Genomic DNA, 25,971 nt, shown 5'->3' with positions numbered 1-25,971 from the left:
ATGTCATTCCAAATCTAACGATTCATCTTCTTGGCGCTTCCCTCCCAACATGCTGCTGGCACATCGCATCCGATTGGACCCGACTCCCGTCCAACGCGAGTACTTTACTCGTGCCGCAGGCACGGCGCGCCGCGTGTGGAATTGGGCCCTGGCCGAGTGGCAGCGCCAGCTTTCAGCTGGCCAGCGTCCGAACGCGATGGCGCTGAAAAAACAGTTCAACGCAATCAAGTATTCTGATCCAGCTTGGCTCGACGCCAACGGGCAGCCATGGCTGCGCACCATCCATCGCGATGCACATTCGCAACCGTTCGCTCATCTTGCCGTGGCCTGGAACCGGTACTTTGCGGCAATGAGAGAACATAAGCGTGCCTATAGGCCTGTATTCAAGAAGAAAGGACGCTGCCGCGACAGTTTCTATGTCGCCAACGACAAGTTGCGCCTGGAAGGCATGGCTGTGGTACTACCGAAGGTCGGGCGCGTGACATTACGTGAAACATTGCGATGGCCCGGCAAGATCATGGGTGCAAACGTTAGTCGGGAGGCCAATCATTGGTTTCTAGCGCTGCAGGTTCTGGTGCCGGAACAGGTCGCTTGCCTGTGCCGTAGAAGCGATGGTGTTACCGGTGTCGATCTGGGCGTTAGCACTGCCGCCACTCTGTCCAGTGGAGAGAAGATTGCCGCCCCGCGTCCACTCAAAGTATTGCTGCGACGCCTGCGCATCCGAAGCCGGCGCTTGTCACGAAAGTTAGAAGCCGCCAAGGCTAGTGCCGGAATCACGGGAAGTATCCTAAAAGGCACACGACTCCCGGTATCAAAAACCCAAATCAAGTGCACCCGTGCGCTGGCACGACTGCATGCACGCATCGCCCACGTGCGCGCAGACTTCATGCACAAGCTCACGACCCGCCTCTGCCGTGAAAACCAAACGGTAGTGATCGAGGACCTGAACGTAAGCGGCATGCTGGCCAACTCACGGCTTGCACGCGCAATTGCCGACGTGGGCTTTCATGCCTTCCGTCGCCAACTCGAGTACAAGAAAATACGCTACGGTACGACTTTGGTACTGGCCGACCGGTGGTATCCGTCGAGCAAACTGTGTTCAAAATGCGGTCAACGCTACGGAAGCTTGAACTTGGGCAGCCGCGTCTGGGTATGCCCCAGTTGTAATGCACGGCACGACCGCGACGTCAATGCAGCTATCAATCTACAACGGCTCGCAACCAGCGCCCTTCGCGCGCAGTCTGCGCTACCCGTGGCGAGTCCGGCGGCGACGTCGGACACATTTGTCGGCATGATGCTGGCGAAAGTCGGGAAAGTGACGCCTGTCAGGTACGAGTACGGTCAGCAAGACGGCTCGGGGCAGGAAGAGAATAGCACTCATGTTGAGCGTATTCTTGAAAGCAGTCGAACCGGGCACCAACAAACTAATACTTAAGGGGTGCTCTTTGCCCTAATAAAAAACCGCAGTGTGATTTACTGCGGCTTGGTATTGAAGCGGGATCAACTGGGCAGTGGAGAGGCGCGCGCGATGGATTTCGCGGAACTTACGCCATTTGCGGAACTCGTGCAACTCCAGAAAATGACGTAAGTCATTGATTACTGGTAGGCCTCCCGTGAGTCGAACACGGCACCAACGGATTATGAGTCCGCTGCTCTAACCAAGCATGAGCTAGAGGCCCGAAACTGGTACAACCTAAGACGCTAAAAACTCGCCACTCGAGGATAGTGTCGAAACACCGATAGCCCGAAGTGGCGAGAGCATATTGCCTTTACTGTAGTGCCGTCAAGTCTGGCGAAGATCAGCTGCTGCCCTCGAGGAAGCTCTTCAGCTTGTCCGAGCGCGACGGGTGGCGCAGCTTGCGCAGGGCCTTGGCTTCGATCTGGCGGATGCGCTCGCGGGTGACGTCGAATTGCTTGCCGACTTCTTCCAGCGTGTGGTCGGTCGACATCTCGATGCCGAAGCGCATGCGCAGGACTTTCGCCTCGCGCGGGGTCAGCGAATCCAGCACGTCCTTCACCACGCCGCGCATCGAGGCATGCAGGGCCGCGTCGGACGGCGCCAGCGTGTTGTTGTCCTCGATGAAGTCGCCCAGGTGCGAGTCGTCGTCGTCGCCGATCGGGGTTTCCATCGAAATCGGCTCTTTCGCGATCTTCATGATCTTCCGGATCTTGTCTTCCGGCATTTCCATCTTGATCGCGAGGGTTGCCGGATCGGGCTCCGCACCGGTCTCCTGCAGGATCTGGCGCGAGATCCGGTTCATCTTGTTGATCGTTTCGATCATGTGCACCGGAATACGGATCGTGCGCGCCTGGTCCGCGATCGAACGGGTGATGGCCTGGCGGATCCACCACGTCGCATAGGTCGAGAACTTGTAGCCGCGGCGGTATTCGAACTTGTCGACCGCCTTCATCAGGCCGATATTGCCTTCCTGGATCAGGTCCAGGAACTGCAGGCCGCGGTTGGTGTACTTTTTCGCGATCGAGATCACCAGGCGCAGGTTGGCCTCGGTCATCTCGCGCTTGGCCTTGCGCGCCTTCATTTCACCGGCCGCCATCTGGCGGTTGATGTTGCGCAGGTCCGGCAGCGGCAGCACGACGCGCGCCTGCAGGTCGATCAGGCGTTGCTGCAGCTCCTTGATCGTCGGGATATTGCGGCCGAGGATGGCGCTGTAGGCGTGGCCGGCGTTCACTTCGCCGTCGACCCAGTCGAGGTTCGTCTCGTTGCCCGGGAAGACCTTGATGAAGTGGGCGCGCGGCATGCCGCAGCGGTTCACGGCCACGTCCAGGATCTGCTTCTCGATGTGGCGCACTTCGTCGACCTGGCCGCGCAGGGTGTCGCACAGCTTCTCGACCACCTTCGCGGTAAAGCGGATGCCCAGCAGTTCGGCCGAGATCGCATCCTGGGCCTTGACGTAGTCCTTCGAGTTGTAGCCCTGCTTCTCGTAGGCCTTGCGCATCTTGTCGAACTGCTGTTCGATCGTGTGGAACTTGTCGAGGGCGGAGACCTTCAGCTGCTCGAGCTGCTCGGCGGAATAGCCGGCCGCGCCGGAACTGGCGCTGGCTTCTTCTTCCTCTTCCTCTTCTTCCTCTTCCTCTTCTTCCTCGTCGTCTTCATCGGTGTCGGACGAGGTCGGCGCGACCGCGGTCGGTGAGGTTTCCTCGGATTCGTCCGCGTCGACCATGCCGTCGACGATCTCGTCGATCTTGATCTCGTCGTTCTCGATGCGGCGCGAGGCGTCGATGATCTCGGCGATCGTCACCGGGCAGGCGGAGATCGCCTGGATCATGTCGCGCAGGCCGTCTTCGATGCGTTTCGCGATCTCGATCTCGCCTTCGCGGGTCAGCAGCTCGACCGAACCCATTTCGCGCATGTACATGCGGACCGGGTCGGTGGTGCGGCCGAAATCGGAGTCGACGGTCGACAGCGCGGCTTCGGCGGCGGCTTCGGCTTCGTCGTCGCTGGTGACGGTGGCGACATTGTCGGACAACAGCAGGGTCTCGGCGTCAGGGGCGTGCTCGTAGACGGCAATGCCCATGTCGTTGAAGGTGCCGATGATGCCTTCGATCGCTTCCGGATCGACGATATTGTCCGGCAGGTGATCGTTGATCTCGGAATAGGTCAGGAAGCCGCGCTCCTTGCCCGACTTGATCAGGGCCTTGAGCTTCTGGCGGCGGATTTCGAGCTCTTCTTCGCTCGCTTCGGTATCCGACGAGAACGCGTCTTTCAGCAGCGCTTTTTCCTTGGCTTTGCGGTCCTTGGCCTTGGCCTTGTCCGCAGCCTTCAGTTCGGCGCGCTCGACCGCGTTCAGCGCGGCGACTTCGTCGTTCTCGGGCGTGAATTCCTTGGGCTTGCGACCACGCCGTCCGGGTACCTTGACGGCCGGCAGCACGTAGCCCGACGTATCGATCGCGGCGAGTGCTTCCGCGTCGGTCGTCTGGCTCACAGGCGCAACACCCGCAACGCGGGCTTCCGCCTTGTCTTGAGAATTGTCCGCCTTGGCGGACATCCTGATGGATTTGGTAGCCACTTTGGGTTCGGGTTTCTTGGTTGGCACAGGCGCTTTCGAAGTCACAACGACCTACTTTACTAAGTTAAAGATAAAGTTTTGTTACCCGCTTTTACTGCCCACTAACTGAAACTCCRCGCCGCGTTTGAGACGAAAAATCGTTTCAAAGCTTGCAATAGTTAGCGTTTTATTATAGCACGCACCCCCATATTTTCCAGTCGAGAACACCCATGTCGCCCAGTAGGTGCATCAGGCAAATTTTGCGGGGGTGTCGTTCGCGGCTTCGCGCATCAAGAGGTCCTGCTGTGCTGTGATTTCGCGATAGCGGGCACTCACCTGATCTGGGGTCAAGCCGGAAGAAAACAACTGGTTCAACTCCTGTTTTAAGACATCCATCTTGATTTGCCGCACAGCACTTATGATCCACACGCGGTCCGTGTCGATATCCGATTCGGGTTCCGAAGCGATCTCGGCGACCAGGTGATCGAACTCGGTGCTGGCTTCCTTCAACTGCTGGGACAAGGCCGCGAAGCTGGCGTTCGCTCCCAGCGCCTGGGCCTGGGCCACCAGCCAGCGCAGGCGGTCGGCCGGCTCGGCGCCGAAGTGATCAAAGGCGCGCAGCGCGGCTTCGTCGAGGTCCAGGGCCAGCGAAGGATGGGCCACTAGCATGCGCATGATCTGCAATTCCAGCCCGACCGGCTCCGGACGGCCCTGGCGCGGCGGCGCCTTGCGCGCGACCGATACCGGCTTGGACAGTTCGAACAACGCTTCGATCTCCGCCGGGGTTGACTGGGTCATGCTGGCCAGGCCGCGCACGATCTGCAAGCGCAGCGCGGTCGGCGCCATCGCCTGCAGCAGCGGCTTGGCCTCGAACTGGGCATGCGCCCTGCCCTCCGGCGTGTCGAGGTCGTGCTCGGCCGTGATTTCGCGCAGCAGGAAGGACGACAGCGGCATCGCCTCGTCGATCTCGCGGGCAAAGGCGTCGCCGCCGAACTCGCGCACATAGCTGTCCGGGTCGTGTTCCTGCGGCAGGAACAGGAACTTGATGGTCTTGTCGTCCGTCACTTGCGGCAGACAGGCTTCCAGCGCGCGCCGGGCGGCGCGGCGGCCGGCCTTGTCGCCGTCGAAGCTGAAGATCACGTTGTCGGTCTGGCGCAGCAACTTTTGCACGTGGGCACTGGTGCAGGCCGTGCCGAGCGTCGCCACCGCCTGCGGGAAGCCGAGCTGGGCCAGGGCGACCACGTCCATATAGCCTTCCGTCACCAGCACATAGCCGGCGTCGCGGATCGGCTGGCGCGCCTCGAACAGGCCGTACAGTTCCTGGCCCTTGTTGAACAGCGGGGTTTCCGGCGAGTTCAGGTATTTCGGTTCGCCGCCATCCATCACGCGGCCGCCGAAGCCGATCACCTGGCCCTTGGTGTTGCGGATCGGGAACATCACGCGTTCGCGGAAGCGGTCGTAGCGTTTCTTGTTGCCGCCGTCCTCGTCCACGCGGTCGATCACCAGGCCGGACTCGACCAGCGCGAGAGCCTCGTAGTCCTTGAACACCGAGCGCAGATTGTCCCAGCCTGCCGGCGCATAGCCCATGCCGAAGCGCGCGGCAACCTCGCCCGTCAGGCCGCGGCCCTTCAGGTAGGCGATCGCGTTCGGCGCCTGGCGCAGCTGGGCGCGGTAGTAGTCGCAGGCCTGGTTCAGCGCATCGGTCATCGCCAGAGACTGGGCCTGCTGGGCGGCGCGCTGGGCCGGCGGAATCTTGTCGTCCTCGTTCGGCACGACCATGCCGACGCCTTGCGCCAGGTCCTTGACCGCGTCGACGAAGCCCATGCCCGAGTATTCGATCAGGAAGCCGATGGCGGTGCCGTGCGCGCCGCAGCCGAAGCAGTGGTAGAACTGCTTGGTCGGGCTCACCGTGAAGCTGGGCGACTTTTCATTGTGAAAAGGGCACAGACCCATGTAGTTGGCGCCGCCCTTCTTCAGTTGGACGTAACGGCCGACCACATCGACAATATCAACGCGGTTGAGCAGATCGGTAATGAATGATTGCGGAATCACTAGATAGATAACAGTGTTTGTCTAAACGCAGACTATACCGCAGCGCTCGCTACAGGTTGATTTGCAGCAAGGCAACAGGGCATTGCCACCCTGAATCGGAGAAAGCTGACGCGGCCGTGGCAAAGACACCTCAGCCGCGCCAGCCGGCAAGCGCATCGACTAGTTACGCGCCCGCCAGCGCCTTCTTCACTTGTGCCGACACGGCCGTCATATCGGCGCGCCCTGCCAGCCTGGGTTTCAGGATACCCATCACTTTGCCCATGTCCTGCGGACCGGCGGCGCCGGAAGCAGCGACTGCGGCTTGCACTTCGGCGGCGATTTCCTCGTCCGACAGGCCGGCCGGCATATAGGCGGTCAGGATGCCCAGTTCCGCCTTTTCGATATCGGCCAGGTCCTGGCGGCCGCCGGCCTCGAACTGGGTGATCGAATCCTTGCGCTGCTTGATCATCTTTTCGACGACGGCGGTCACCTGGGCATCGTCCAGCTCGATGCGCTCGTCCACTTCCTTGCGCTTGATTTCGGCAAGGACGAGGCGGATGGTGGCCAGACGTCCGCTTTCCTTGGCGCGCATCGCGGCTTTCATGTCGTCGGTCAGTTGTGCTTTCAAGCTCATGGATTCTCCGTGTTCTTTTTGGATTGGGAAAAAGGCAAAACCCGCTGCGGTATCGACCGGAGCGGGCTTCGACATATTCAGGCCTCGAAAGCCGGGACTGGCACAGGCCGTCGCCGGATCAGGCAGCTGAATGGAATTAGTACAGCTTCTTCGGCAGCTGTTGGCTGCGGATACGCTTGTAGTGACGCTTCACGGCGGCGGCCAGCTTGCGCTTGCGCTCTGCAGTCGGCTTCTCGTAGAACTCGCGTGCGCGCAGTTCGGTCAGCAGACCGGTTTTTTCGATAGTGCGCTTGAAGCGACGCATAGCGACTTCGAACGGCTCGTTTTCTTTAAGGCGGATAGTGGTCATGTAAAAATGAAACCGTTGGATTTAGGGAAGAACGAAATTCTAACAGCTTTTCAAGATGCGTGGTAGGTTTTCTCATCATGCCCCAGGCATGTGCCTGAATTGCCACATCCTGGAAATCACTCGATGCTGGCGCCCGCCACGTATCCCGAAGCCCAGGCCCACTGGAAGTTGTAACCGCCCAGCCAGCCGGTCACGTCGACCGTCTCGCCGATGAAATACAGGCCCGGAACCTTGTTCGCCATCATCGTCTGCTGCGACAGTTCGCGCGTATCGACGCCGCCCAGGGTGACCTCGGCCTTGCGATAACCTTCCGAACCGGTCGGCACGATGGCCCAGCGGTTGATCGCATCGCCCAGCTTGCGCAGTTTGGCGTCGGCCATGTCAGGCAGGCGCGCGTCCGGGGCAAAGCCGTTGGCGATCAACAAACCTTCGGCCAGGCGCGCCGGCAGCCATTGCGACAGGATATTGCCGAGCTGCTTCTTCAGGCTCGTCTTGGCAGCGATCAGCTCTTCGGCCACGTCGAGTTCGGGCAGCAGGTTCAGCACGATGGGCGTGCCCGGCTGCCAGTAGCTGGAAATCTGCAGGATCGCCGGGCCGGACAGGCCGCGGTGGGTGAACAGCAGGTCTTCGCGGAAGTGGCCGAATTTAGCTTCCCCTTTGGCGCCCTTCCCTTTCCTCGACCCCGTCTCGACCTCGACCTCCAGCGCAATGCCCGCCAGCGGCACGAAGGGCTGCCAGCTCGGGCCATCGAAGGTCAGCGGCACCAGGCCGGGGCGCGGCTCGATCAGCTCGAGGCCGAACTTCTTCGCGATGCGGTAGCCGAGGTCGGTGGCGCCGATCTTCGGGATCGACAGGCCGCCGGTGGCCACCACCACATTCGCGGCCCCGATATCGCCACTGTCGGTGCCGACGATGAAGGCGCCGTCTTCCAGCTGCTCCACACCGCTCACCTTGCAGGGCATGCGCCACTCGACGCCGCCGACGTCGCATTCGGCCTTCAGCATGCGGATGATCTGTTCCGACGAGTCGTCGCAGAACAGCTGGCCGCGGTGCTTCTCGTGGTGGGCGATGCGGTATTTTTTTACAAGTGTCAAAAAATCCTGGGCCGTGTAGCGCGACAGTGCGCTGCGGCAGAAGTGCGGATTCTCCGACAGGAAGTTCTGCCAGCCCGCATTGATGTTGGTGAAGTTGCAGCGGCCGCCGCCGGAGATGCGGATCTTCTCGGCCAGCTTGGCGGCATGGTCGACCAGCAGCACGCGCTTGCCGCGCTGGCTTGCTACGGCCGCGCACATCATGCCGGCCGCGCCCGCGCCGATCACCACCACATCGTATCGTCTTGCCATACCAACCGTCCCGCCCTGCCGACAAAAGACGAGATTGTAAGCCGGCAGGCTCATCCACGCATACATATCCGATTTTGAACACGGCGGCTCGACGGGACGTTATGCTTTCCGCCATGAACATCGTCCAACGCTGCTTCCTGACCGCCGCCGCCCTCCTGTCCATCGACGCCAATGCCCAGGCCGCCGAACTCGGCGTGCTCGCTCCCGTCATCCAGGACAAGGTCGTCCTGATGCGTCCCGCTCCCGGCAGCGCCGGCCGGGCGCCGGTGGTGACCCGGGTCCGCGACGGCCGGCTCTACGAGGCCCTGCAGCGCGAAGCCGCCAGCGGCACGACCGCCGCCGTCCTCGCCCTGGACGAGCTGGCGATGAAGACCGCCGGCGCGCCCGTCGGCACCACCTGGCTGTACCTGTCGCAGGAAGACGGCGGCTTCGCGCGGCGCGGCTTCTGGCTGCAGGAAGGCGGCGCCACCCGCTGGGTCGACGAAGCCATGGTCGACCTGGTGGTCGATGCCGGCAGCGTGGGCGACGGCAGCTTCGAAGAGATCTTCGCCCACGAACTGGGCCACGTGATGCTGCGCCGCCTGCTCCCTGGCCTTCCCGCCGGCTATTCGCGCACGCCCCACCACAGCTTCAGCGTGACCGACCAGCAGACCGCCTTCGACGAAGGCTGGGCCACCCACTTCCAGGGCCTGGCGCGCCTGCTGACGCAAAACGCCCGCCTGCGCGCCCAGGACGCCGGCCTGGAAGGCAAGGCGGACACCGCGCTATGGCTCAGCAACCTGGACCGCACGATGCGCATCGACGGCATGCGCCGCAACTGGTTCGTCTACCGGCAAACGGCGCGGCCGGGCGTATCCGCGCAAGCCTTCGACCTCTCGCCGTCCTTCGACCCGGCCCGATTGAAGAGCGCGGCCCAGATGCTGGCCAGCGAAGGCGCCTTGTCCACCTTCTTCTACCGCCAGCTGGCCACGCCCGATGCGGCGGGCCTCGGCGCGCGCTATGCGCCGATGTTCCGTGCCCTGCACGCGATGTCGCGGGAAAAGCTGGATGCCGCGACGCCGCTGCTGCCGCTGCTGGCGCGTACGCTGGCGCGGGAGGCGCCCGAAGACGGAAAACGCTTCATCGCCGTCCTGGCCGAGACCAGCCACGGCGCGCTGGTCTCACTTGAACTGGCGGCCGCGAGCCAGGCCAGCTTCGCGCCCGCGCTGGCCGGCGACGGCGAGGCCTTCGTCCCCATGCTCAAGCCCTTGCGCACCCGCTTCGCGCAGGCCGTCGCCGAAACGCAAGCGCAGCCGGAGCGGCTGGCCAGCCACGTCAAGCCGGCGATCTGGCTGCTGGCCTCGCCCACGCTGGCAGTCGACCTGAACACGGCCGAGCGCCCTCACCTGCTGGCCCTCGGCCTGGACGAGAAGACGGCCGGACACGCCCTCGCCAGCCGGCGCCAGGATGGCGATTTCAGTAGCCTGGAAAATTTCAACGCGCGTGTGAAACCGGCGCCGGCGGCCGCACGCAGGCTCGCCGCTCAGCAGGAAGCGCTCAAGAAACTCGGCCCGAACCGGCGCGACTGAGAACCTATCCCGGTAGGCAAGGGGAAGCTACTGGCGATGCATGGCAAGCTCAGGCAAGGCGCGAGGAGGCCGCATGGCGAGCCATGCAACGACGAGCAACGCCGCCTGCGCTTGTCATGCGCGCCAGAAGCGACTCCTGCCTACCGGGATAGGTTCTAAGTTCAGGCTGCGCGCAGCGCCGCCGACACCCGCAGGCAATGCGCCACCTGGGCCGCAATCGGCGCCGGCACCGGCTGTTCGCCGCGCAGGGCGCGCTGGATCCAGTCGGCGGTGGCGGCCGCGTCGCGCCCTTCCGGCGCCGGCGCCAGTTCATCCGCCGGCGGATCGCGCTCGGCCAGCAGGGTCTGCGTGCCGGCATGGAACCAGTCGATCTGCTGGGCGCGGTTGGCGTTCGCCACCGTCTCGCCCTCGGTGCCGCGCATCAGGAAGGCGTCGCCGCGCGCGGCCGGCGCCGCGTTCCGGAAGTACTCGGTCAGCATCGCCAGGTATTCGGGGTGGGTGTAGGAGACCAGGCGCAGCGCCGGCCCTTCGAAGGGCTGCAGGATCTTGACCAGGGTGTGCGTCGAATTGCGCACGCCGAGGATGCGGCGCAGCGAGAGCTGGTGGGCCAGCCTGGGCGCCAGGGTCTCGATGGGCATGAAGCAGGGCTTGCGCTTGCTGAAGGCGTCCAGCATGTCGGCGGTGGAGCCGGTCGGACCAATGCCCATCTCGGCCAGGATCTCGGCCGTGGTCACGCGTCCCGGGTCCTGCTGCACGCCGTGGATCAGCACCGGCACGCCTTCGCGCGCCAGCAGCAGGGCCAGCAAGGGCGTCAGGTTGGCCAGCTTGCGCGCGCCGTTGTAGCTGGGGATCAGCAGCGGCGCATACGGCCCCGGCGGCGACGGCAGCGGCGTGAAGGAGCGCTCCGCCGCATCCATGAAGCCGGCGATCTCGTCCACCGATTCGCCCTTGATGCGCATCGCCAGCAGGATCGCGCCCAGTTCCAGGTCGGATACGCGGCCGTCCAGCATGGCGCCGTACAGCGCGCCGGCATCCTCGCGCGACATGCTGCGCGCGCCCTTCACGCCGCGGCCGATCTCCTTGATGAACTGGGCCGCATGAAATGGTTCGAGATCGGGTTCGCGATCGGGTTGGTGATTGGTCGTCATGGCGATAGCATACCGCAGGCGCTTGGCGCGAATGCATCGGCGCCCGGCGAATTTTTCTCGCATTGCAGTGCAGCATATGCGATTTCCGGCTAGACTGGTCCTCTTCCAACGACAACAACGCCCGGAAAATCGTCTAGCCATGCTGATCACGCCCGATATCGAAAATACCAACGTTACCTCGTTCGCGACCATGCCGTCCCCGGTCGAGCTGCACCAGAAGCTGCCGCTGACCGACACGGCCTTCACCACCGTGATGAGGGGCCGCGAAACCCTGCGTAACATCCTCGACCGCAAGGACAAGCGCCTGTTCGTGGTGGTCGGCCCCTGCTCGATCCACGACCCGGTCGCCGGCCTGGATTATGCGCGCCGCCTGAAGGCGCTGCAGGCCGAAGTGATTGATACGATGGTGCTGGTGATGCGCGTGTATTTCGAAAAGCCGCGCACCACCACCGGCTGGAAGGGCTATATCAACGATCCCTTCATGGACGACTCCTTCCGCGTCGACGTCGGCATGGAACGCGCCCGCCAGTTCCTGCTCGACGTCTGCGAGATGGGCCTGCCGACCGCCACCGAAGCCCTCGATCCGATCTCCCCGCAATACCTGGGCGACCTGATCGCCTGGACCGCGATCGGCGCGCGCACCACCGAATCGCAGACCCACCGCGAGATGTCCTCGGGCCTCTCGACGCCGGTCGGCTTCAAGAACGGCACCGACGGCGACGTCAGCATCGCCGTCAACGCCGTGCTGTCCTCGTCCAGCCCGCACTCCTTCCTGGGCATCAACGGCCAGGGCGGCGTGTCGATCGTGCGTACCCGCGGCAACGCCTACGGCCACGTGGTGCTGCGCGGCGGCGGCGGCCGTCCGAACTACGATTCGGTGTCGGTGGCGATCGCAGAACAGGCACTCAGGAAGGCCAAGCTCCCGGCCAACCTGGTGGTCGACTGCTCGCACGCCAACAGCTACAAGAAGCCGGAACTGCAGCCGCTGGTGATGTCGGACGTGATCCAGCAGATCAAGCACGGCAACCAGTCGCTGGTGGGCGTGATGATCGAATCGAACATCGTCAGCGGCAACCAGCCGATTCCGGAAGACCTGTCGCAGCTGCGGTACGGCTGCTCGGTGACCGACGGCTGCATCGGCTGGGAAGATACCGAGGCGATGCTGCGTAGCGCGCACAAGGAACTCTTGCAGCGGCCTTGACGTTCGCATAACGCTGGCGTCCGCGTGGGCACGGTGTCCTCGCCGGCCGCGTCCACCCTACGTTACAATGGCGGATTGTGCTTTTCCACTTCCGCTATTCCCATGATTGTCCTCGGCGTCGAATCCTCCTGCGATGAAACCGGCCTGGCTCTGTACGACACGGAGCGCGGGCTGCTGTCCCATGCCCTGCACTCGCAGGTTGCGATGCACGAGGAGTACGGCGGCGTGGTGCCGGAGCTCGCCTCGCGCGACCACATCCGCCGCGCCCTGCCGCTGCTCGAACAGGTGCTGGCCCAGGCCAACCTGCCGAAGGAGTGCATCGACGCCATCGCCTATACCCAGGGTCCGGGCCTGGCCGGCGCCCTGCTGGTCGGCTCCTCGGTGGCCTGCAGCCTGGCGCTGGCGCTGGATAAGCCCGTGCTCGGCGTGCACCACCTCGAGGGCCACCTGCTGTCGCCGCTGCTGGCCAGCGAGCGCCCGGAATTCCCCTTCGTCGCCCTGCTGGTCTCGGGCGGCCACACCCAGCTGATGCGGGTCGACGGCGTCGGCCGCTACACGCTGCTGGGCGAAACCCTGGACGACGCCGCCGGCGAAGCCTTCGACAAGTCGGCCAAGCTACTGGGCCTGGGCTATCCGGGCGGACCGGCGATCTCGCGCCTGGCGGAATTCGGCGATCCGGAAGCGTATAAACTGCCGCGGCCGATGCTGCACTCGAAGGATTTCAACTTCAGCTTCTCGGGCCTCAAGACCGCCGTGCTGACGGTGGTGAAGAACAGCGGCTCCGGGTTCGCCAACATCTGCGAGCAGGACAAGGCGAACATCGCGCGCGGCTTCGTCGATGCGATCGTCGACGTGCTGACCGCCAAGTGCGTGTCCGCGCTCAGGCACACCGGCCTGAAGCGCCTGGTGATCGCCGGCGGCGTCGGCGCGAATCGCCAATTGCGGGAGTCGCTGAACGCGGCGGCGGCGAAGAAGAAGTTCAAGGTCTACTATCCGGAGCTGGAGTTCTGCACCGACAACGGGGCGATGATCGCCTTCGCCGGCGCGCTGCGACTGGAGCGCAATCCGGCGGCCGCGAGGCATGACTACGGCTTCAACGTGCGTCCGCGCTGGCCGCTGGACGAGATCGAAGCCGCCTGAGAAATGTGAACTTGCAAGCTTGATATTGATCCTAACGTGTGACCTTTCGGCCCGAATAGATGGCAATATCGGGCAGTCGAGTTTTACGGAGGTATCGAATGCGCATCGTCAGCTGGAATATTCACTGGGGCTGCGGGAAGGACGGGCGCATCCGGATCCACGCCATCATCGACGTGCTGCGCAAGCTGAATCCGGACGTGATCTGCCTGCAGGAAGTCGCGGCAAACCACCCGGAACTCGAGGGCAGCGCCACCGCCAGCCAGTTCAAGCAGCTCGGCGGAGCGCTCGGCGGCTTCCACATGATCGAACACGCGCCGAGCGAAATCTACCGTAACAACCTGCCTCGCCAGTTCGGCAATATCCTGCTGTCCAAGTACCGCATCACCCAGGCCCAGCGCCACATGCTGCCGTGGCCGGCCGCGCCGGAATACCCGTCGGGCATGCCGCGCGGGCTGATCGAAACCGTGCTCGACGCGCCCGGCGGCAAGCTGCGCGTGCTGACCACCCACCTCGAGTACTATTCGCCGCCGCAGCGCCGCGCCCAGGTGGCGCGCATCCGCGAACTGCATGCGGAAGCCTGCGCGCGGGCCGCGATCTACCAGCCCGAGCCCGATCTCGACCCGCCCTTCCAGCTGGGCTTCCGGCCCGGCACCGCCATCTATTGCGGCGACTTCAATTTCACGCCGGAGTCGGAGGACTACCGCGCACTGCTGGCGCCACCCGGCGATGGCGTCCTGCCCCTGGTGGATGCCTGGAAGGTCCGCCACGGCGCGATGGCGCGGGCGCCGACGGCCGGGCTGCACGGCTACCCGTGGCCCGACCGCGCGGAGTGCTACGACTACTTTTTCGTGACCGAGGACCTGGCGCCGCGCGTCGTGGAGCTCAACGTGCAGTCCGAGACCGCGGCCTCGGATCACCAGCCGGTCGTACTCGATTTGACCTAGACCGTTTCTTCCTGCTGCGCCAGCTGGCGCAGCGCCTGCTCGAACACCTCGGGCGGCTGGCCGCCGGAAATCAGGTGGCGCTCGTTGATGACGATCGCCGGTACCGAACGGATGCCGGCGCGCTGCCAGTAGTACTCCTGCTGGCGCACTTCATCGGCAAAGCTGTTCGACTCCAACGCGGCGCGTGCCTGCTCCTGGTCGAGCCCCGCCTCGCCGGCGGCCCGCACCAGCACCTCGCGCGAGCTGGGGTCCTCACCTTTCGTAAAATAGGCTTCGAACAGCTTTTCCTTCAGCGCGCGCTGGCGGCCTTCGCCCTGGTTCTCGGCCCAGTGCAGCAGGCGGTGGGCGTCGAAGGTGTTGTAGATGCGGCCACGCTTGCTCATGTCGAACGTGAAGCCGACATCCGCGCCGCGCTGGCGGATCATCTCGCGCGACTGCTCCTGCTGGGCCGGCGTGGATCCGTATTTTTCGGTGATGTGTTCGAAGATGTCCTGCCCCTCGGGCCCCATGCCCGGGTTCAGCTCGAACGGCTGGAAATGGATGTCCGCCTGGACCTCGCCGGCGACGCGCTCGAGCGCCTTCTCCAGCGATTTCAGGCCGATCGCGCACCAGGGGCACGATACATCCGACACGAAATCGATTCTCATTTGCTTGCTCACGACTCACCACCTTCCTGGAATTGGCGCCGCCATTCATGCGGCCTGGGACATATGGTGACACATCGAACGAAAGCAGGCAGCGCGTGCACGAAAACGCCCCGTCAAAAATTCGGGGTCAGAGCACTTTTTCACACCAATTCGGGGTCAGAGCACTTTTTCAGGAAATGGCCAGCGCGCAAACAGCGCCACCGGATGGCCCGCAAAAACAAAGCCCGGCCACGCGCAAGTCGCGGCAGGGCTTGAGAATGCTGCTCAGGAGCCATTGCTGAGAAAAGTGCTCTGACCCCGAATTTGCCTGAAAAAGTGCTCTGACCCCGAATTGGGGTTATTTTTTCCTGACGGTGGCCTTGGTGGCTGCGGCCTTGCTGCCGATGCGCGATTCTTTGCCGGCCAGCAGGTTGGAGATGTTCTTGCCGTGGCGGTAGAGCAGGAGCGCGCTCATGATGACGACGGCGAATAGTTTTTCGTCCGCGCCGAACAGCAGGCCGTAGTAGAACGGTGCGAAGACCGCGGCCACCAGCGCCGCCAGCGAGGAGTAGCGGAAGGCGTAGGCCACCACCAGCCAGGTCACCAGGGTCGCCAGGCCGAGCCAGACGTTCAGGCCCAGCAGCACGCCGAGCGCGGTGGCCACGCCCTTGCCGCCGACGAAGCGGAAGAATACCGGCCACAGGTGGCCGACGAAGACCGCCACCGCCACCAGGGCGATGCCGCCGTCCTCGACGCCGAAGCGGTCGCCGAAGTGCACCGCCAGCCATACCGCCAGCCAGCCCTTGGCGCAGTCGCCGATCAGGGTGGCGATGGCGGCTTTCTTGCTGCCGCTGCGCAGGACGTTGGTCGCGCCCGGGTTCTTGGAGCCGTAGGTGCGCGGGTCGGACAGGCCGAAGGCGCGGCTCGCCACGACCGCGAAGGAGATCGAGCCGATCAGGTAGGCCGCGATGGTGAAAACAATGGTGTAAATGGTCGAGCTGTCCATGCTGTTTCTTTCTTATATGGCTTGCGCCGGCAATTGCTCAGGCGCGTGGAATATACACCATCGGCCGAGCTGAACGCTAATCCGCCAGGGCGCATTGCACCGGCCTGGCCTTCAGCACCTCGACCAGCGCCTTCGGATCGATCCCGATCAGGAAGCCGCGCCGGCCGCCATTGATATAAATCCTGGGCAGGGACAGGATGCCCTCCTCGACGTACACCGGCATCGCCTTGCGCACGCCGAACGGCGATGTGCCGCCGACCAGGTAGCCCGAATGGCGCTGCGCCACCTCCGGCTTGCAGGGCTCGACCGACTTGCAGGGGATGGCGCGCGCCAGGTTCTTGGTCGATACCTTGCGGTCGCCATGCATCAGCACGATGAGGGGGCGCGCCGCCTCATCCTGCATCACCAGGGTCTTCACGACCGCGTGCTCGTCCACGCCCAGTTCGCGCGACGATACCGCGGTCCCGCCATGCTCCTCGTACTCGTAGGGATGTTCGGAAAATACGACCCCGTTCTTGCGCAGGAACTGCGTTGCCGGGGTCTCTGAAATGTGCTCTTTCTTGGCCATGCGTGTTACGCTAAAAACAAACGGAGGAGTTGCTTATTATGCAGCAAGAAATTCGCTTTGCCACCTTCAATGTCTGCAACCTGGCACCGCCGGGTGCGCGGCTGTACGAGAACCTGGAACCGAGTACGCCGGAAGAGTACGAAGCGAAAATCGCCTGGACCGCACACCAGATCGACATGCTGGGCGCCGACGTGATCGGCTTCCAGGAAGTCTTCTCGCAGGCCTCGCTGGCGGAGGCCCTGTCGCGCACCCGCCGCTACCGCGAAGCGATCCACGTCGGCTTTGACCCCGATCCGGGCGCCGACAAACTCACGCCCAGCGTCGCCCTGGTGTCGCGCCTGCCGCTGGCCGACGCCCCCGAATCCTTCCCCTATTTCCCGCCGGGAATCGCGATGCCGCCCGGGAACCGCGACCCGGAGCGCTTCACCCGCGCGCCCCTGCACGCGGCGATCGAGATCCGGCCCGGCCTGGTGGCCGACGTGGTGGTCGTGCACCTGAAGTCGCGCCGCCCGGACTACCGCGCCAGCGACACCGGCGACGATCCCCAGCTGTTTGCGCTCGCCTCGCTGCGCTCRCTGATCCGGCGCGGCACCGAAGCCGCCGCCCTACGCGTGCTCCTGTCGAAGCTGGGCCGCGAACGCCACCGCCCGCGGGTGGTGCTGGGCGATTTCAACGACGTCGCCGACGCCGTCACCACCGGCATCGTGCTGGGCATCGGCGCCCCCAGCGGCGACCGCCTGTACGACGCCTGCCAGCTGCAGCGCCGCCAGGACCGCCTGCGCCATGTCGGCTTTTCCAACTTGCATGAAGGTCAATACACGACCATCGACCACATCCTCGTGTCCGGGGAATTCAATGGCGAACTGGCGGGTGCGCTGGGAGAAATCGTCGACGTGGTCTACCTGAACGACCACCTCGACCTGGGCTTGCCGGAAGCCTCCGACCATGGGCAGGTGCTGGCGCGGCTGCGGCTGTTCGAGACCGGCCAGCCCGGCGATGCCTGACTGATTGTCCGGACACGCCAATCGTACAGACGTCCGATCCGCCTTTTCGACGTTTCGTCGGTCCGATTGCACGGCTCGTCGCATTCCGATAGCTGTTCGTCATCCCCATCCTTATTCTCTCATCACGCGAATAAGAGACCGGACCATCCGCCATGAAGATCGAATCCCTGCCGCCGCTGGCGCCTCCCCCCGTCGAACCGACATCCGCGCGCCGCCGCTGGCGCGTGCCCGTCATCGTCCTTGCCGTGCTGGCCGTCGCCGGCGGCGGTTATGCCTACACGCACAAAGGCAGCGCCTCTCCCACCCCGGCGCCAGCGGCGGCGGAGAAGAAGGCCACCGTGCACGAACTGTCGGCGCGCGACATCGCACGCGTGGAGGCGCGGCCGCTGGCGGTGACGCTGCCCCTGTCCGGTTCCCTCACCCCGCTGGCCCAGGCCACGGTCAAGTCCAAGGTGTCGGGCGTGGTGCTGCAGACCACGGTGCAGGAAGGCATGAACGTGACGGCCGGCCAGGTCATCGCGCGCCTGGACGACAACGAGGCGCGCGCCCGCGTCGCCCAGCAGCAGGCGGCCTTGAACGAGGCCTCGGCGCGCCTGGCGCTGGCGAAGAAGAACATGGCCAACAGCGCCGCCCTGCTCAAGCAGAACTACATCGCCCAGAACGCCTTCGACACCACCGCCAATGCGGTCGACCTGGCCCAGGCCTCGGTCGATGCCGCGCGCGCCCAGCTGGAACTGGCGCGCATCTCGCTGGCGGACACCGCGATCCGCGCGCCGATCTCCGGGGTGGTCAGCAAGCGCCACGTGCAGGCCGGCGAGAAGCTGTCGCCGGACAGCCCGGTGTTCTCCATCGTCGACCTCAAGCAGCTGACCCTGGACGCCCAGGTGCCGGCCTCCGACATTCCGCGCATCAAGGTAGGCCAGGAGGTGCAGTTCAAGGTCGACGGCTTCGGCGAGCGCAATTTCGCCGGCAAGGTCGTGCGCATCAATCCCGCCACCGAGGCGGGATCGCGCGCGATGCTGGTGTATATCGGCGTCGACAACCCGGACGGCGTGCTGCGCGCCGGGATGTTCGCGAAAGGCATGGTCACCACCGAGAAATCGGCGCCCCATGCCCTGCTACCCCTGCTGGGCGTGCGCAAGGAAGGCGGCCGCGACGTGGTCTACCGCGTCGACGGCGGCAAGGTCGAGGCCAAAGCGGTCACGCTCGGCCTGAAGAACGAGGACGACGGCCTGGTCGAGGCGATCGACGGCATCGATCCCGGCGCGCTGGTACTGGCCGTGAAGCTGGACGGCGTCAAGCCGGGCGACAAGGTCAAGCTGCCGGAAGCCACCCCGGCCACCCCGGCGAAGAAAGGCTGAACCCATGTGGATCACCCGTATCAGCATCAAGCATCCCGTCTTCGCGACCATGGTGATGGTCGGCCTGATGGTGCTCGGCCTGTTCTCCTACCGCAGCCTTGGCGTGGAAAGCATGCCGAACATCGAGATCCCGGGCGTGTGGATCGAGACCAATTATCCGGGCGCTTCGCCGGAACAGGTCGAGAACGACGTCACCCGGCCGATCGAGGAAGCGGCCAACACCGTCGGCGGCATCAAGACCATCCGCAGCAGTTCCTGGGAAGGCCGTTCGGGCGTCGGCGTCGAGTTCCAGCTGAACGTCGACATGAACCGCGCCGTGCAGGACCTGCGCGACCGCATCAGTACCTTGCGCGGCGGCTTCCCGCGCGAAGTCAAGGAACCCGTGGTCTACCGCCAGGAGAGCGAGAACGCGCAGCCGGTGCTGCAGGTGGCGCTGCTGTCCCGTGAGCGCAGCCTGCGCGACCTGTCGATGCTGGTCGACCAGGTGATCGTCAAACGCATCCAGGCGGTGGCCGGAGTCGGCCAGGTGCGCATCAACGGCAAGCAGAACCGCCAGGTGCTGGTCGACATCCGTCCCGACCAGCTGCGCAGCCTGAACGTCGGCATCGACGAAATCATGGCCGCGATCACCGCCACCAACGCCAACCTGCCGGCCGGCCGCATCAGCCACGGCGAACGCGAGAACCTGGTGCGCATCGAAGGCAAGATGAAGGAAGCGGCCGACTTCCGCCGCATCATCGTCGCCAAGCGCGCCAACGGTCCGATCTACCTGCACCAGGTGGCCGAGATCAGCGACGGCGCCGCCGAAGAGCAATCGATCTCGCGGGTGGACGGCCAGCGCGCCCTGTCGCTGGAAATCGCCAAGGTCCAGGACGCGAATACCGTCGAGGTCGGCGTCAACGTCAAGAAGGCGATCGAGGCAATGAAGCAGACCCTGCCCAAGGACGTCGAGTTCCGCATCCTCGACGACGTATCAAGCAGGGTCCAGCACCAGGTCGACAACGTCAAGGAGACCATCGTCGAGGGCGCGGTGCTGACCATGGTGATCGTGTTCCTGTTCCTGCATTCCTGGCGCAGCACGGTGATCACCGGCCTGACCCTGCCGATCTCGGTGCTGGCCAGCTTCATCGCGATGAAGTACTTCGGCTTCACGCTGAACTTCCTGACCCTGATGGCGCTGTCGCTGTCGATCGGCCTGCTGATCGACGACGCCATCGTGGTTCGCGAGAACATCGTGCGCCATCTCGGCATGGGCAAGAGCCACGCCAGGGCCGCCGAAGACGGTACCAACGAGATCGGCCTGGCGGTGATGGCCACGACCTTCGCGATCGTCGCCGTGTTCGTGCCGATTGCCTTCATGAAAGGCATCATCGGCCGCTTCTTCCYGCAGTTCGGGATCACGGTGGCGGTGGCGGTGCTGGTGTCGCTGTTCGTCAGCTTCACACTGGACCCGATGCTGTCCTCGGTGTGGCCGGACCCGGTCAAGGATCGCTTCAAGTACGTCCCCTGGCTGGGCCGCCTGATGGCGCGCATCGACGTCGGCATCGACCGTGTGCACGGCTGGTATGCGAAGGTGCTGGGCTTCTCGCTGGCCTGGCGCAAGTCGACCCTGGCCTTCGCCTTCGCGGTGTTCGCCGGCAGCCTGCTGCTGGTGCCGATGATCGGCGGCGAATTCGTGCCCCAGGTCGACGACGGCTACGTCCAGCTGAACTTCAAGGTGCCGGTCGGCTCCAGCCTCGACTACAACGACGCCAAGGTCCGCCAGATCGAGGCCGCGCTGGGCGAGTTCAAGGAAATTGATAACATGCAGACCGTGGTCGGCGCCTGGGACGGCCGCCATACCTCGGCGATCAACCTGAAGCTGACGGACGTGCGCAAGACCCACCGCCGCTCGCAGCAGGAAATGGAAAAGGTGATCCGCGACCGCCTGGCCAGCATCGCCGGCGTCGAGATGACCGTCGGTAATCGCCCGATCTCCATCGCCATCCTCGGCAGCAACGAGGCGAATCTGGACAAGGTCGCGCACCTCCTGATCGACAAGATGAAGAAGATCAAGGGCGTGGCCGACATCCAGTACAGCCAGGAAGGCGCGAACCCGGCCACCATCGTGAAGATCAACCAGGAACTGGCGACCGACCTGGGCCTGTCGGTGCAGCAGATCGGTTCCGCCCTGCGTCCCTTCGTCGGTGGCGACCAGACCAACCGCTGGCTGGCGCCGGACGGCCAGAACTACGAGGTCAACGTGCAGCTGCCGAAGTCGGGCCGCCAGAAGGTGGCCGACCTGGCCGACCTGTCGGTCGCCTCGAGCAAGCTGGACGCGGCCGGCAATCCGATCATGGTGCCGCTGCGCCAGGTGGTCGAGTTCGTGCCCTCGACCAGCCCGCAGGTGCTCAAGCGCCAGGCGCTGGAACGCCGTGTGGCGATCAATGCCGGCCTCGAGAACCGTCCGTTGGGCGACGTCATGAAGGACGTGAACGCGGCAATGAAATCCATCGACCTGCCGGAAGGCGTGCGCTTCGACGTCGGCGGCCAGTCGCAGCAGATGGACGAGACCATGGGCGGCTTCGCCATCGCCCTGGGTATCGCGATCATCTTCATCTACCTGGTGCTGGCCTCGCAGTTCGGCAGCTTCCTGCAGCCGGTCGCGATCATGATGTCGCTGCCGCTGTCGCTGATCGGCGTGCTGCTGGCCCTGCTGGTCACGAAGAGCRCCTTGAACATCTTCTCGGTGATCGGCGTCGTGATGCTGATGGGCCTGGTGACCAAGAACGCGATCCTGCTGGTGGACTTCGCCAACCAGGGCCAGCGTGAAGGCAAGTCGCAGTTCGAGGCGCTGATGGAAGCCGGCCAGGTGCGCCTGCGCCCGATCCTGATGACGACCCTGGCGATGATCTTCGGCATGCTACCGATGGCGATCGGCCTGGGCGAAGGCGCGGAAAACCAGGCGCCGATGGGCCGCGCGGTGATCGGCGGCGTGATCACCTCGACCCTGCTGACCCTGGTGGTGGTGCCGGTGGCGTACACCTACCTGGACAGCTTTGGCAAGCGGGCCAAGCGGTGGTTCCAGAAGGGGCATGAGCTTGAGGCGGAGGCTGGTCCGGCCGAGGGGCAGGCGATCTGAGCACGTAAGTTTGCACGTCATTCCCGCGTAGGCGGAATTAGTGCCACTGGCACTAATTCCGCCAAGTTCGGCGATCTGCCAACAAGCTTGGGTCCCCGCCTTCGCGGGGACGACGTTCATGCGCCAACTAAGCCGAATCCCGCTCCGGCTCAGCCAGTTCCGCCGCATCCTCGTCGGGAGAAGCGCTACCCTCCTCCCCCTTGTGCTGCTTGGCCTCCAGCTTGCGCTTGGCCTTTTCCTCAGCCTTCTTCTTTTTCTCCAACTCACGTTGCCGTTTTTCATACTGGAAATTGGTCTTGGCCATGGTGTCCTCGTGCGTGTGGGAAGGGTATTACTAGACCATTATGACTCACCAGACCCGCCAGGTCTTGAGAATTAACCACGCGGGTGGTGCTGGGCGTGCAGGTGCTTCAAACGCTCGCGTGCCACATGGGTGTAGATCTGGGTCGTCGAAATGTCCGAATGTCCCAGGAGTAGTTGCACCACGCGCAGGTCGGCGCCGTGGTTCAAGAGGTGGGTGGCGAAGGCGTGGCGCAGCGTATGCGGCGACAGCGGCGCGGTGATGCCGGCCCTGGCCGCATGTTTCTTGATGACGATCCAGAACATCTGGCGCGTCATCGGTCCGCCGCGGCCGGTCACGAACAGGGCGTCGTCCATCTGCCCGTTCAGGATCACGCCGCGCGCCTCCTTCATGTAGCGCTCCAGCCAGTGGCGCGCCTGCTCGCCGAAGGGCACCAGCCGGGTCTTGCTGCCTTTACCCGTGATGCGCAGCACGCCGTCGTTCAGGCTCAGCTCGACCACTTTCAGTGTCACCAGTTCCGATACCCGCAGGCCGCTCGCATACATCAGCTCGAGCATGGTGCGCTCGCGCAGGCCCAGCGGGGTCGAGACGTCCGGCGCGCTCAAGAGGGCCTCGACCTGGGCTTCGGAGAGGGTGTGCACGAAGCGGGTCGGTTGCCTGGCCGAAGCCATGTTCAGGCAGGGGTCGTGGTCGATGCGGCGCTCGCGCAGCGCCATCTGGTAGAAGCGCTTCAGTACCGACAGCCGCCGGTTGGCCGAGCTGGGCTTGGTGTCCTCGTGGCGCTCGGCAAAGTAGGCGGCGATGTCCTGCGGCTGCACCGCGTGCAGGTCGCTGCGCTCCGGACGCCTGGCCTCGAGCCAGCCGGCGAACAGGCGCAGGTCGCGCCGGTAGGCATCCAGCGAATTCCTGGCCAGTCCGTGCTCGAGCCAGAGGGCGTCGCAGAAGCCGTCGATCAGGGAAAGATTGATTGCTGCTGCCATGGGACGTCGGCGGGGAGCGCACCTTCGTGGCGCAGCAGCCAGCGCTTGACCGTGAGCGTGAAGCCGTGTTCGTCGTCGCTGCTGGCAAAGCCGCCCAGGCCGCCGGCCGCGGTGACGCGGTGGCAGGGAATCACCAGCGGGAACCAGTTGGCGCCGCAAGCCTGGCCTACCGCGCGCGGATGCGACTCGAGCAGCTTGGCGACCTGGCCGTAGGTACGCACGCTGCCGCGCGGGATCGCGCAGATGGCTTCCCAGACGCGGCGTTGGAATTCGCTGCCGGCATCGACCAGCGGCAAGTCGAAACGGAAATCGGCGTCGGCGACATAACGCACGACCTGCTCGGCGGCCTGTTCGGCCACCGCATCCTGCGGCGCTTTTTCTTCGTAATGCGGCGGCAGGTAGACCAGCTCGCGCACGCGTTGATCTTCCGTACGGATGCCCATCGCCCCGAACGGCGCCGCGACGATGGCGCTGAAAAGCTCGCTGCCCTGTTGTGTGTTCATTGATCCAGTGTAGCAAAAAAAAACGCACCCTCGTGAGGTGCGTTTTCAGTATGGGTCACGTTTGCGGCCACTCGGTCAATGCCGGCGGCATCTATAAAACGTGCGTCTCCTCATCATTCTCCGGTATTCCAATGCTGGATTACCGCTTTTTTGCTTCTCCCCAAAATTCGTATCCGGGCTTTCGAACGCACCATGGTGGTGCCAAAGCTGCGCCATCATAACGCATTCGAATAAGAATAGCGTAGTTTTTTATATACATTCACGAAATATATGTCAGCCATAAACCATTCTCGGAAGCCATAAGGAGATTGCCGGGACATAGGTTATTAACAGCAGGAAACCAATCATCGTCAGCAGCCAGGGCATCACGGCCACCGTCAGCTCGGAAATGCCCATCTTCGTGATGCCGGAGGCGACGTACAGGTTCAGGCCCACCGGCGGATGGCACATGCCGACTTCCATGTTGACCACGATGATGATGCCGAAGTGGACCGGGTCGATGCCCAACTGGGTCGCGACCGGGAACAGGATCGGCGCCATGATCAGCACGATCGACGATGGCTCCATCACATTGCCGGCCAGCAGCAGCAGCAGGTTCACCACGATCAGGAAGCCGATCGGACCCAGGCCCTGGCCGGTAAGCCAGCCGGCCATCGCCTGCGGCACGTTCTCGCTGGTCATCAGGAAGGAGAACAGCACGGCATTGGTGATGATGTACAGGAGCATCGCCGACATCGCCGCCGAATCCAGCAGCACCTTGCCGACCTGCTTCAGCTTCAGGTCCTTGTAGACGAACACCGCGATCACGAAGGCGTACACCGCCGCGATGCCGGCCGCTTCGGTCGGCGTGAACACGCCGGTGTAGATACCGCCCATCACGATCACGATCAGGAACAGGCCCCAGGCACTGCGGCGGAACGCGGTCCAGCGCTCGACCCAGGTGGCGCGCGGCATGCGCGGATAGTCGTGTTTCTTCGCCAGGAACCAGGTCGTCAGGCCAAGCATGAACGCCAGCAGCAGGCCGGGCACCACGCCCGCCATGAACAGCTGGCCGACCGAGGTATTGGTCGTGACCGAGTACATCACCATCACGATCGACGGCGGGATCAGGATGCCGAGCGCGCCCGAGGTCGTGATCACGCCGGCGCCAAAGCGCTTCGGATAGCCCTGCTTGACCATGGCCGGCAGGATGATCGAGCCGATCGCCACCACGGTCGCCGGGCTGGAACCCGATACTGCGGCGAACAGCGCGCAGGCGAACACGCCGGCCAGCGCCAGGCCGCCATGGAAGTGGCCGACCATCGAGGTGGCGAAGTTGATCATGCGCCGCGCGACCCCGCCGTGGGTGAGGAAATTGCCCGCCAGGATGAAGAGCGGGATGGCCATGATCTCGAAGTTGTCGATACCGGTGAACAGCTTCATCGCCACCGACTCGATCGGCACGTGCGTCATGGTGAACAGGAAGGTCAGCACCGTGAGGCCGAGCGCGATCGAGACCGGCATCCCGGTCAGCATCAGCAGGATCAGCAGGACAAAGATAATGGCGGCGTTCATGAGGATTTCCTTGCTTCTTCGATTTCGTCGTCCAGGCCTTCGACGTAGGCGTGGTCATGCTTCGGCAGTTCGCCATTACGGATGAAATGCCAGGTCACCTGCAGGAAGCGGAAGCACATCAGCCAGGAACCGAGGGGCAGCGCCAGGTAGACGATCCACATCGGGATTTCCATGTCGGGCGAGGTCTGCGCGGTGCCGGCCATGCGGTAGACGAAGCTGGCGCCGAGGGTGCCGATGATGCCAGTGAACAGGGCGCCGGCCAGCAGCGCCAGCACGATGAGCTTGTTGCGCCAGCGCTCGGACAGCCGGTTGACCAGCACGTCGACGCCGACGTGGATGCCGGTGCGCACGCCATATGCGGCGCCGAACTTGGCCATCCACACGAACATGATGGTGCTGAGCTCCTGGGCCCAGCTGGTATTCAGGGAAATGAACCAGTCCTGCAGCCCGCCAAGGGGCAGGCCGGACAGGTAGCGGTGCAGCACCGCGATGAAGATGATGAAGGTGGCGCCGGCCATCAGGCTGGCGATGAGCCACTCTTCGAGGCGATCGAGGATTTTCATGGTGATCTCGGAGAGGAGC

22 protein-coding genes and 1 tRNA gene are annotated in these 25,971 nt (G+C 64.2%); 8 read left to right on the top strand and 15 right to left on the bottom strand.

Translation table 11 applies throughout. The features are described 5' to 3' along the window. Positions 1-49: 49 nt before the first annotated feature. Complete coding sequence (locus AC1DIX_RS01620; RefSeq protein ID WP_477321474.1) at positions 50-1,435, top strand: RNA-guided endonuclease InsQ/TnpB family protein; 1,386 nt, start codon at positions 50-52, stop codon at positions 1,433-1,435. Positions 1,436-1,600: 165 nt separating this feature from the next. Here AC1DIX_RS01620 and AC1DIX_RS01615 read toward each other — a convergent pair. The 6 genes from AC1DIX_RS01615 to AC1DIX_RS01590 all read right to left on the bottom strand — a co-directional run bounded on the left by AC1DIX_RS01615 (position 1,601) and on the right by AC1DIX_RS01590 (position 8,364). After that, positions 1,601-1,679: transfer RNA gene (locus tag AC1DIX_RS01615), tRNA-Ile, on the bottom strand. A 120-nt stretch (positions 1,680-1,799) separates the two neighbouring features. Continuing rightward, the gene (gene rpoD / locus AC1DIX_RS01610) at positions 1,800-4,007 is read right to left on the bottom strand and encodes an RNA polymerase sigma factor RpoD (RefSeq protein ID WP_441934843.1); all 2,208 of its coding nucleotides are present in this window, start codon (positions 4,005-4,007) and stop codon (positions 1,800-1,802) included. A gap of 249 nt (positions 4,008-4,256) precedes the next feature. Next, the gene (dnaG, locus tag AC1DIX_RS01605) at positions 4,257-6,059 is read right to left on the bottom strand and encodes a DNA primase (RefSeq protein ID WP_477321472.1); all 1,803 of its coding nucleotides are present in this window, start codon (positions 6,057-6,059) and stop codon (positions 4,257-4,259) included. Positions 6,060-6,222: 163 nt separating this feature from the next. Next, positions 6,223-6,672 (bottom strand): GatB/YqeY domain-containing protein, encoded by a 450-nt coding sequence (locus AC1DIX_RS01600; protein ID WP_441934758.1) that lies wholly within the window; start codon positions 6,670-6,672, stop codon positions 6,223-6,225. 136 nt (positions 6,673-6,808) lie between these two features. Next, positions 6,809-7,021, bottom strand: coding sequence for a 30S ribosomal protein S21 (gene rpsU, locus AC1DIX_RS01595; RefSeq protein ID WP_005665410.1), 213 nt, complete (start codon positions 7,019-7,021; stop codon positions 6,809-6,811). A gap of 116 nt (positions 7,022-7,137) precedes the next feature. Then, positions 7,138-8,364, bottom strand: coding sequence for a BaiN/RdsA family NAD(P)/FAD-dependent oxidoreductase (locus tag AC1DIX_RS01590; protein WP_477321470.1), 1,227 nt, complete (start codon positions 8,362-8,364; stop codon positions 7,138-7,140). A 113-nt stretch (positions 8,365-8,477) separates the two neighbouring features. On the opposite strand from AC1DIX_RS01590, the gene AC1DIX_RS01585 reads away from it, so the two are divergent. Continuing rightward, positions 8,478-9,932, top strand: coding sequence for a hypothetical protein (locus AC1DIX_RS01585; protein ID WP_477321468.1), 1,455 nt, complete (start codon positions 8,478-8,480; stop codon positions 9,930-9,932). 161 nt (positions 9,933-10,093) lie between these two features. Here the strand turns inward: AC1DIX_RS01585 and ybiB are convergent, their stop codons facing one another. Then, positions 10,094-11,080 (bottom strand): DNA-binding protein YbiB, encoded by a 987-nt coding sequence (gene ybiB / locus AC1DIX_RS01580; protein WP_477321465.1) that lies wholly within the window; start codon positions 11,078-11,080, stop codon positions 10,094-10,096. 142 nt (positions 11,081-11,222) lie between these two features. Between ybiB and AC1DIX_RS01575 the strand changes: the two genes are divergently transcribed. The 3 genes from AC1DIX_RS01575 to AC1DIX_RS01565 all read left to right on the top strand — a co-directional run bounded on the left by AC1DIX_RS01575 (position 11,223) and on the right by AC1DIX_RS01565 (position 14,365). Beyond that, positions 11,223-12,281, top strand: a complete 1,059-nt coding sequence (locus tag AC1DIX_RS01575; protein ID WP_477321589.1) for a 3-deoxy-7-phosphoheptulonate synthase — start codon at positions 11,223-11,225, stop codon at positions 12,279-12,281. Positions 12,282-12,383: 102 nt separating this feature from the next. Continuing rightward, complete coding sequence (gene tsaD, locus AC1DIX_RS01570; protein ID WP_477321463.1) at positions 12,384-13,421, top strand: tRNA (adenosine(37)-N6)-threonylcarbamoyltransferase complex transferase subunit TsaD; 1,038 nt, start codon at positions 12,384-12,386, stop codon at positions 13,419-13,421. A 98-nt stretch (positions 13,422-13,519) separates the two neighbouring features. Beyond that, positions 13,520-14,365: an endonuclease/exonuclease/phosphatase family protein gene (locus tag AC1DIX_RS01565; RefSeq protein ID WP_477321461.1), complete on the top strand. Its 846-nt coding sequence runs from the start codon at positions 13,520-13,522 to the stop codon at positions 14,363-14,365. Here the strand turns inward: AC1DIX_RS01565 and AC1DIX_RS01560 are convergent. The 3 genes from AC1DIX_RS01560 to ybaK form a co-directional block, all read right to left on the bottom strand. Further along, a complete protein-coding gene (locus AC1DIX_RS01560) occupies positions 14,362-15,012 on the bottom strand; it encodes a DsbA family oxidoreductase (RefSeq protein ID WP_477321459.1) in 651 nt (216 codons plus the stop codon). The two genes, AC1DIX_RS01565 and AC1DIX_RS01560, sit on opposite strands and share 4 nt — an antisense overlap. Before the next feature lie 337 nt (positions 15,013-15,349). Next, positions 15,350-15,997: a glycerol-3-phosphate 1-O-acyltransferase PlsY gene (gene plsY / locus AC1DIX_RS01555; protein ID WP_477321457.1), complete on the bottom strand. Its 648-nt coding sequence runs from the start codon at positions 15,995-15,997 to the stop codon at positions 15,350-15,352. Positions 15,998-16,073: 76 nt separating this feature from the next. Further along, positions 16,074-16,565 (bottom strand): Cys-tRNA(Pro) deacylase, encoded by a 492-nt coding sequence (gene ybaK / locus AC1DIX_RS01550; RefSeq protein ID WP_477321455.1) that lies wholly within the window; start codon positions 16,563-16,565, stop codon positions 16,074-16,076. A 38-nt stretch (positions 16,566-16,603) separates the two neighbouring features. Between ybaK and AC1DIX_RS01545 the strand changes: the two genes are divergently transcribed. The 3 genes from AC1DIX_RS01545 to AC1DIX_RS01535 all read left to right on the top strand — a co-directional run bounded on the left by AC1DIX_RS01545 (position 16,604) and on the right by AC1DIX_RS01535 (position 22,051). Further along, positions 16,604-17,569, top strand: coding sequence for an endonuclease/exonuclease/phosphatase family protein (locus AC1DIX_RS01545; RefSeq protein ID WP_477321453.1), 966 nt, complete (start codon positions 16,604-16,606; stop codon positions 17,567-17,569). 152 nt (positions 17,570-17,721) lie between these two features. Then, on the top strand, positions 17,722-18,930 hold the full coding sequence (locus AC1DIX_RS01540; protein ID WP_477321451.1) for an efflux RND transporter periplasmic adaptor subunit: 1,209 nt from the start codon (positions 17,722-17,724) through the stop codon (positions 18,928-18,930). 4 nt (positions 18,931-18,934) lie between these two features. Then, positions 18,935-22,051 carry an efflux RND transporter permease subunit gene (locus AC1DIX_RS01535; protein WP_477321449.1) on the top strand — a complete coding sequence of 1,039 codons (3,117 nt, stop codon included), beginning with the start codon at positions 18,935-18,937 and terminating at the stop codon, positions 22,049-22,051. 127 nt (positions 22,052-22,178) lie between these two features. Here AC1DIX_RS01535 and AC1DIX_RS01530 read toward each other — a convergent pair whose 3' ends face one another. The 5 genes from AC1DIX_RS01530 to AC1DIX_RS01510 all read right to left on the bottom strand — a co-directional run bounded on the left by AC1DIX_RS01530 (position 22,179) and on the right by AC1DIX_RS01510 (position 25,952). Then, the gene (locus AC1DIX_RS01530; RefSeq protein WP_477250786.1) at positions 22,179-22,355 is read right to left on the bottom strand and encodes a hypothetical protein; all 177 of its coding nucleotides are present in this window, start codon (positions 22,353-22,355) and stop codon (positions 22,179-22,181) included. Between the two features lie 71 nt (positions 22,356-22,426). Continuing rightward, entirely contained in the window at positions 22,427-23,332 is a 906-nt protein-coding gene (xerD, locus tag AC1DIX_RS01525) for a site-specific tyrosine recombinase XerD (protein ID WP_441934745.1), read from the bottom strand. Further along, positions 23,305-23,835 (bottom strand): methylated-DNA--[protein]-cysteine S-methyltransferase, encoded by a 531-nt coding sequence (locus AC1DIX_RS01520; RefSeq protein ID WP_441934744.1) that lies wholly within the window; start codon positions 23,833-23,835, stop codon positions 23,305-23,307. Before AC1DIX_RS01520 ends, xerD begins: the two co-directional genes overlap by 28 nt. Positions 23,836-24,108: 273 nt before the next feature. Next, complete coding sequence (locus AC1DIX_RS01515; protein WP_441934743.1) at positions 24,109-25,389, bottom strand: TRAP transporter large permease; 1,281 nt, start codon at positions 25,387-25,389, stop codon at positions 24,109-24,111. Next, positions 25,386-25,952, bottom strand: coding sequence for a TRAP transporter small permease (locus tag AC1DIX_RS01510; protein WP_477250787.1), 567 nt, complete (start codon positions 25,950-25,952; stop codon positions 25,386-25,388). Before AC1DIX_RS01510 ends, AC1DIX_RS01515 begins: the two co-directional genes overlap by 4 nt. Positions 25,953-25,971: the final 19 nt, after the last annotated feature.

The sequence above is a fragment of the Massilia sp. 05N420 genome, from assembly GCF_056397205.1.
Note: the sequence above shows the minus strand (reverse complement) of the source record. Positions and strands in the feature narration are given on the sequence as shown.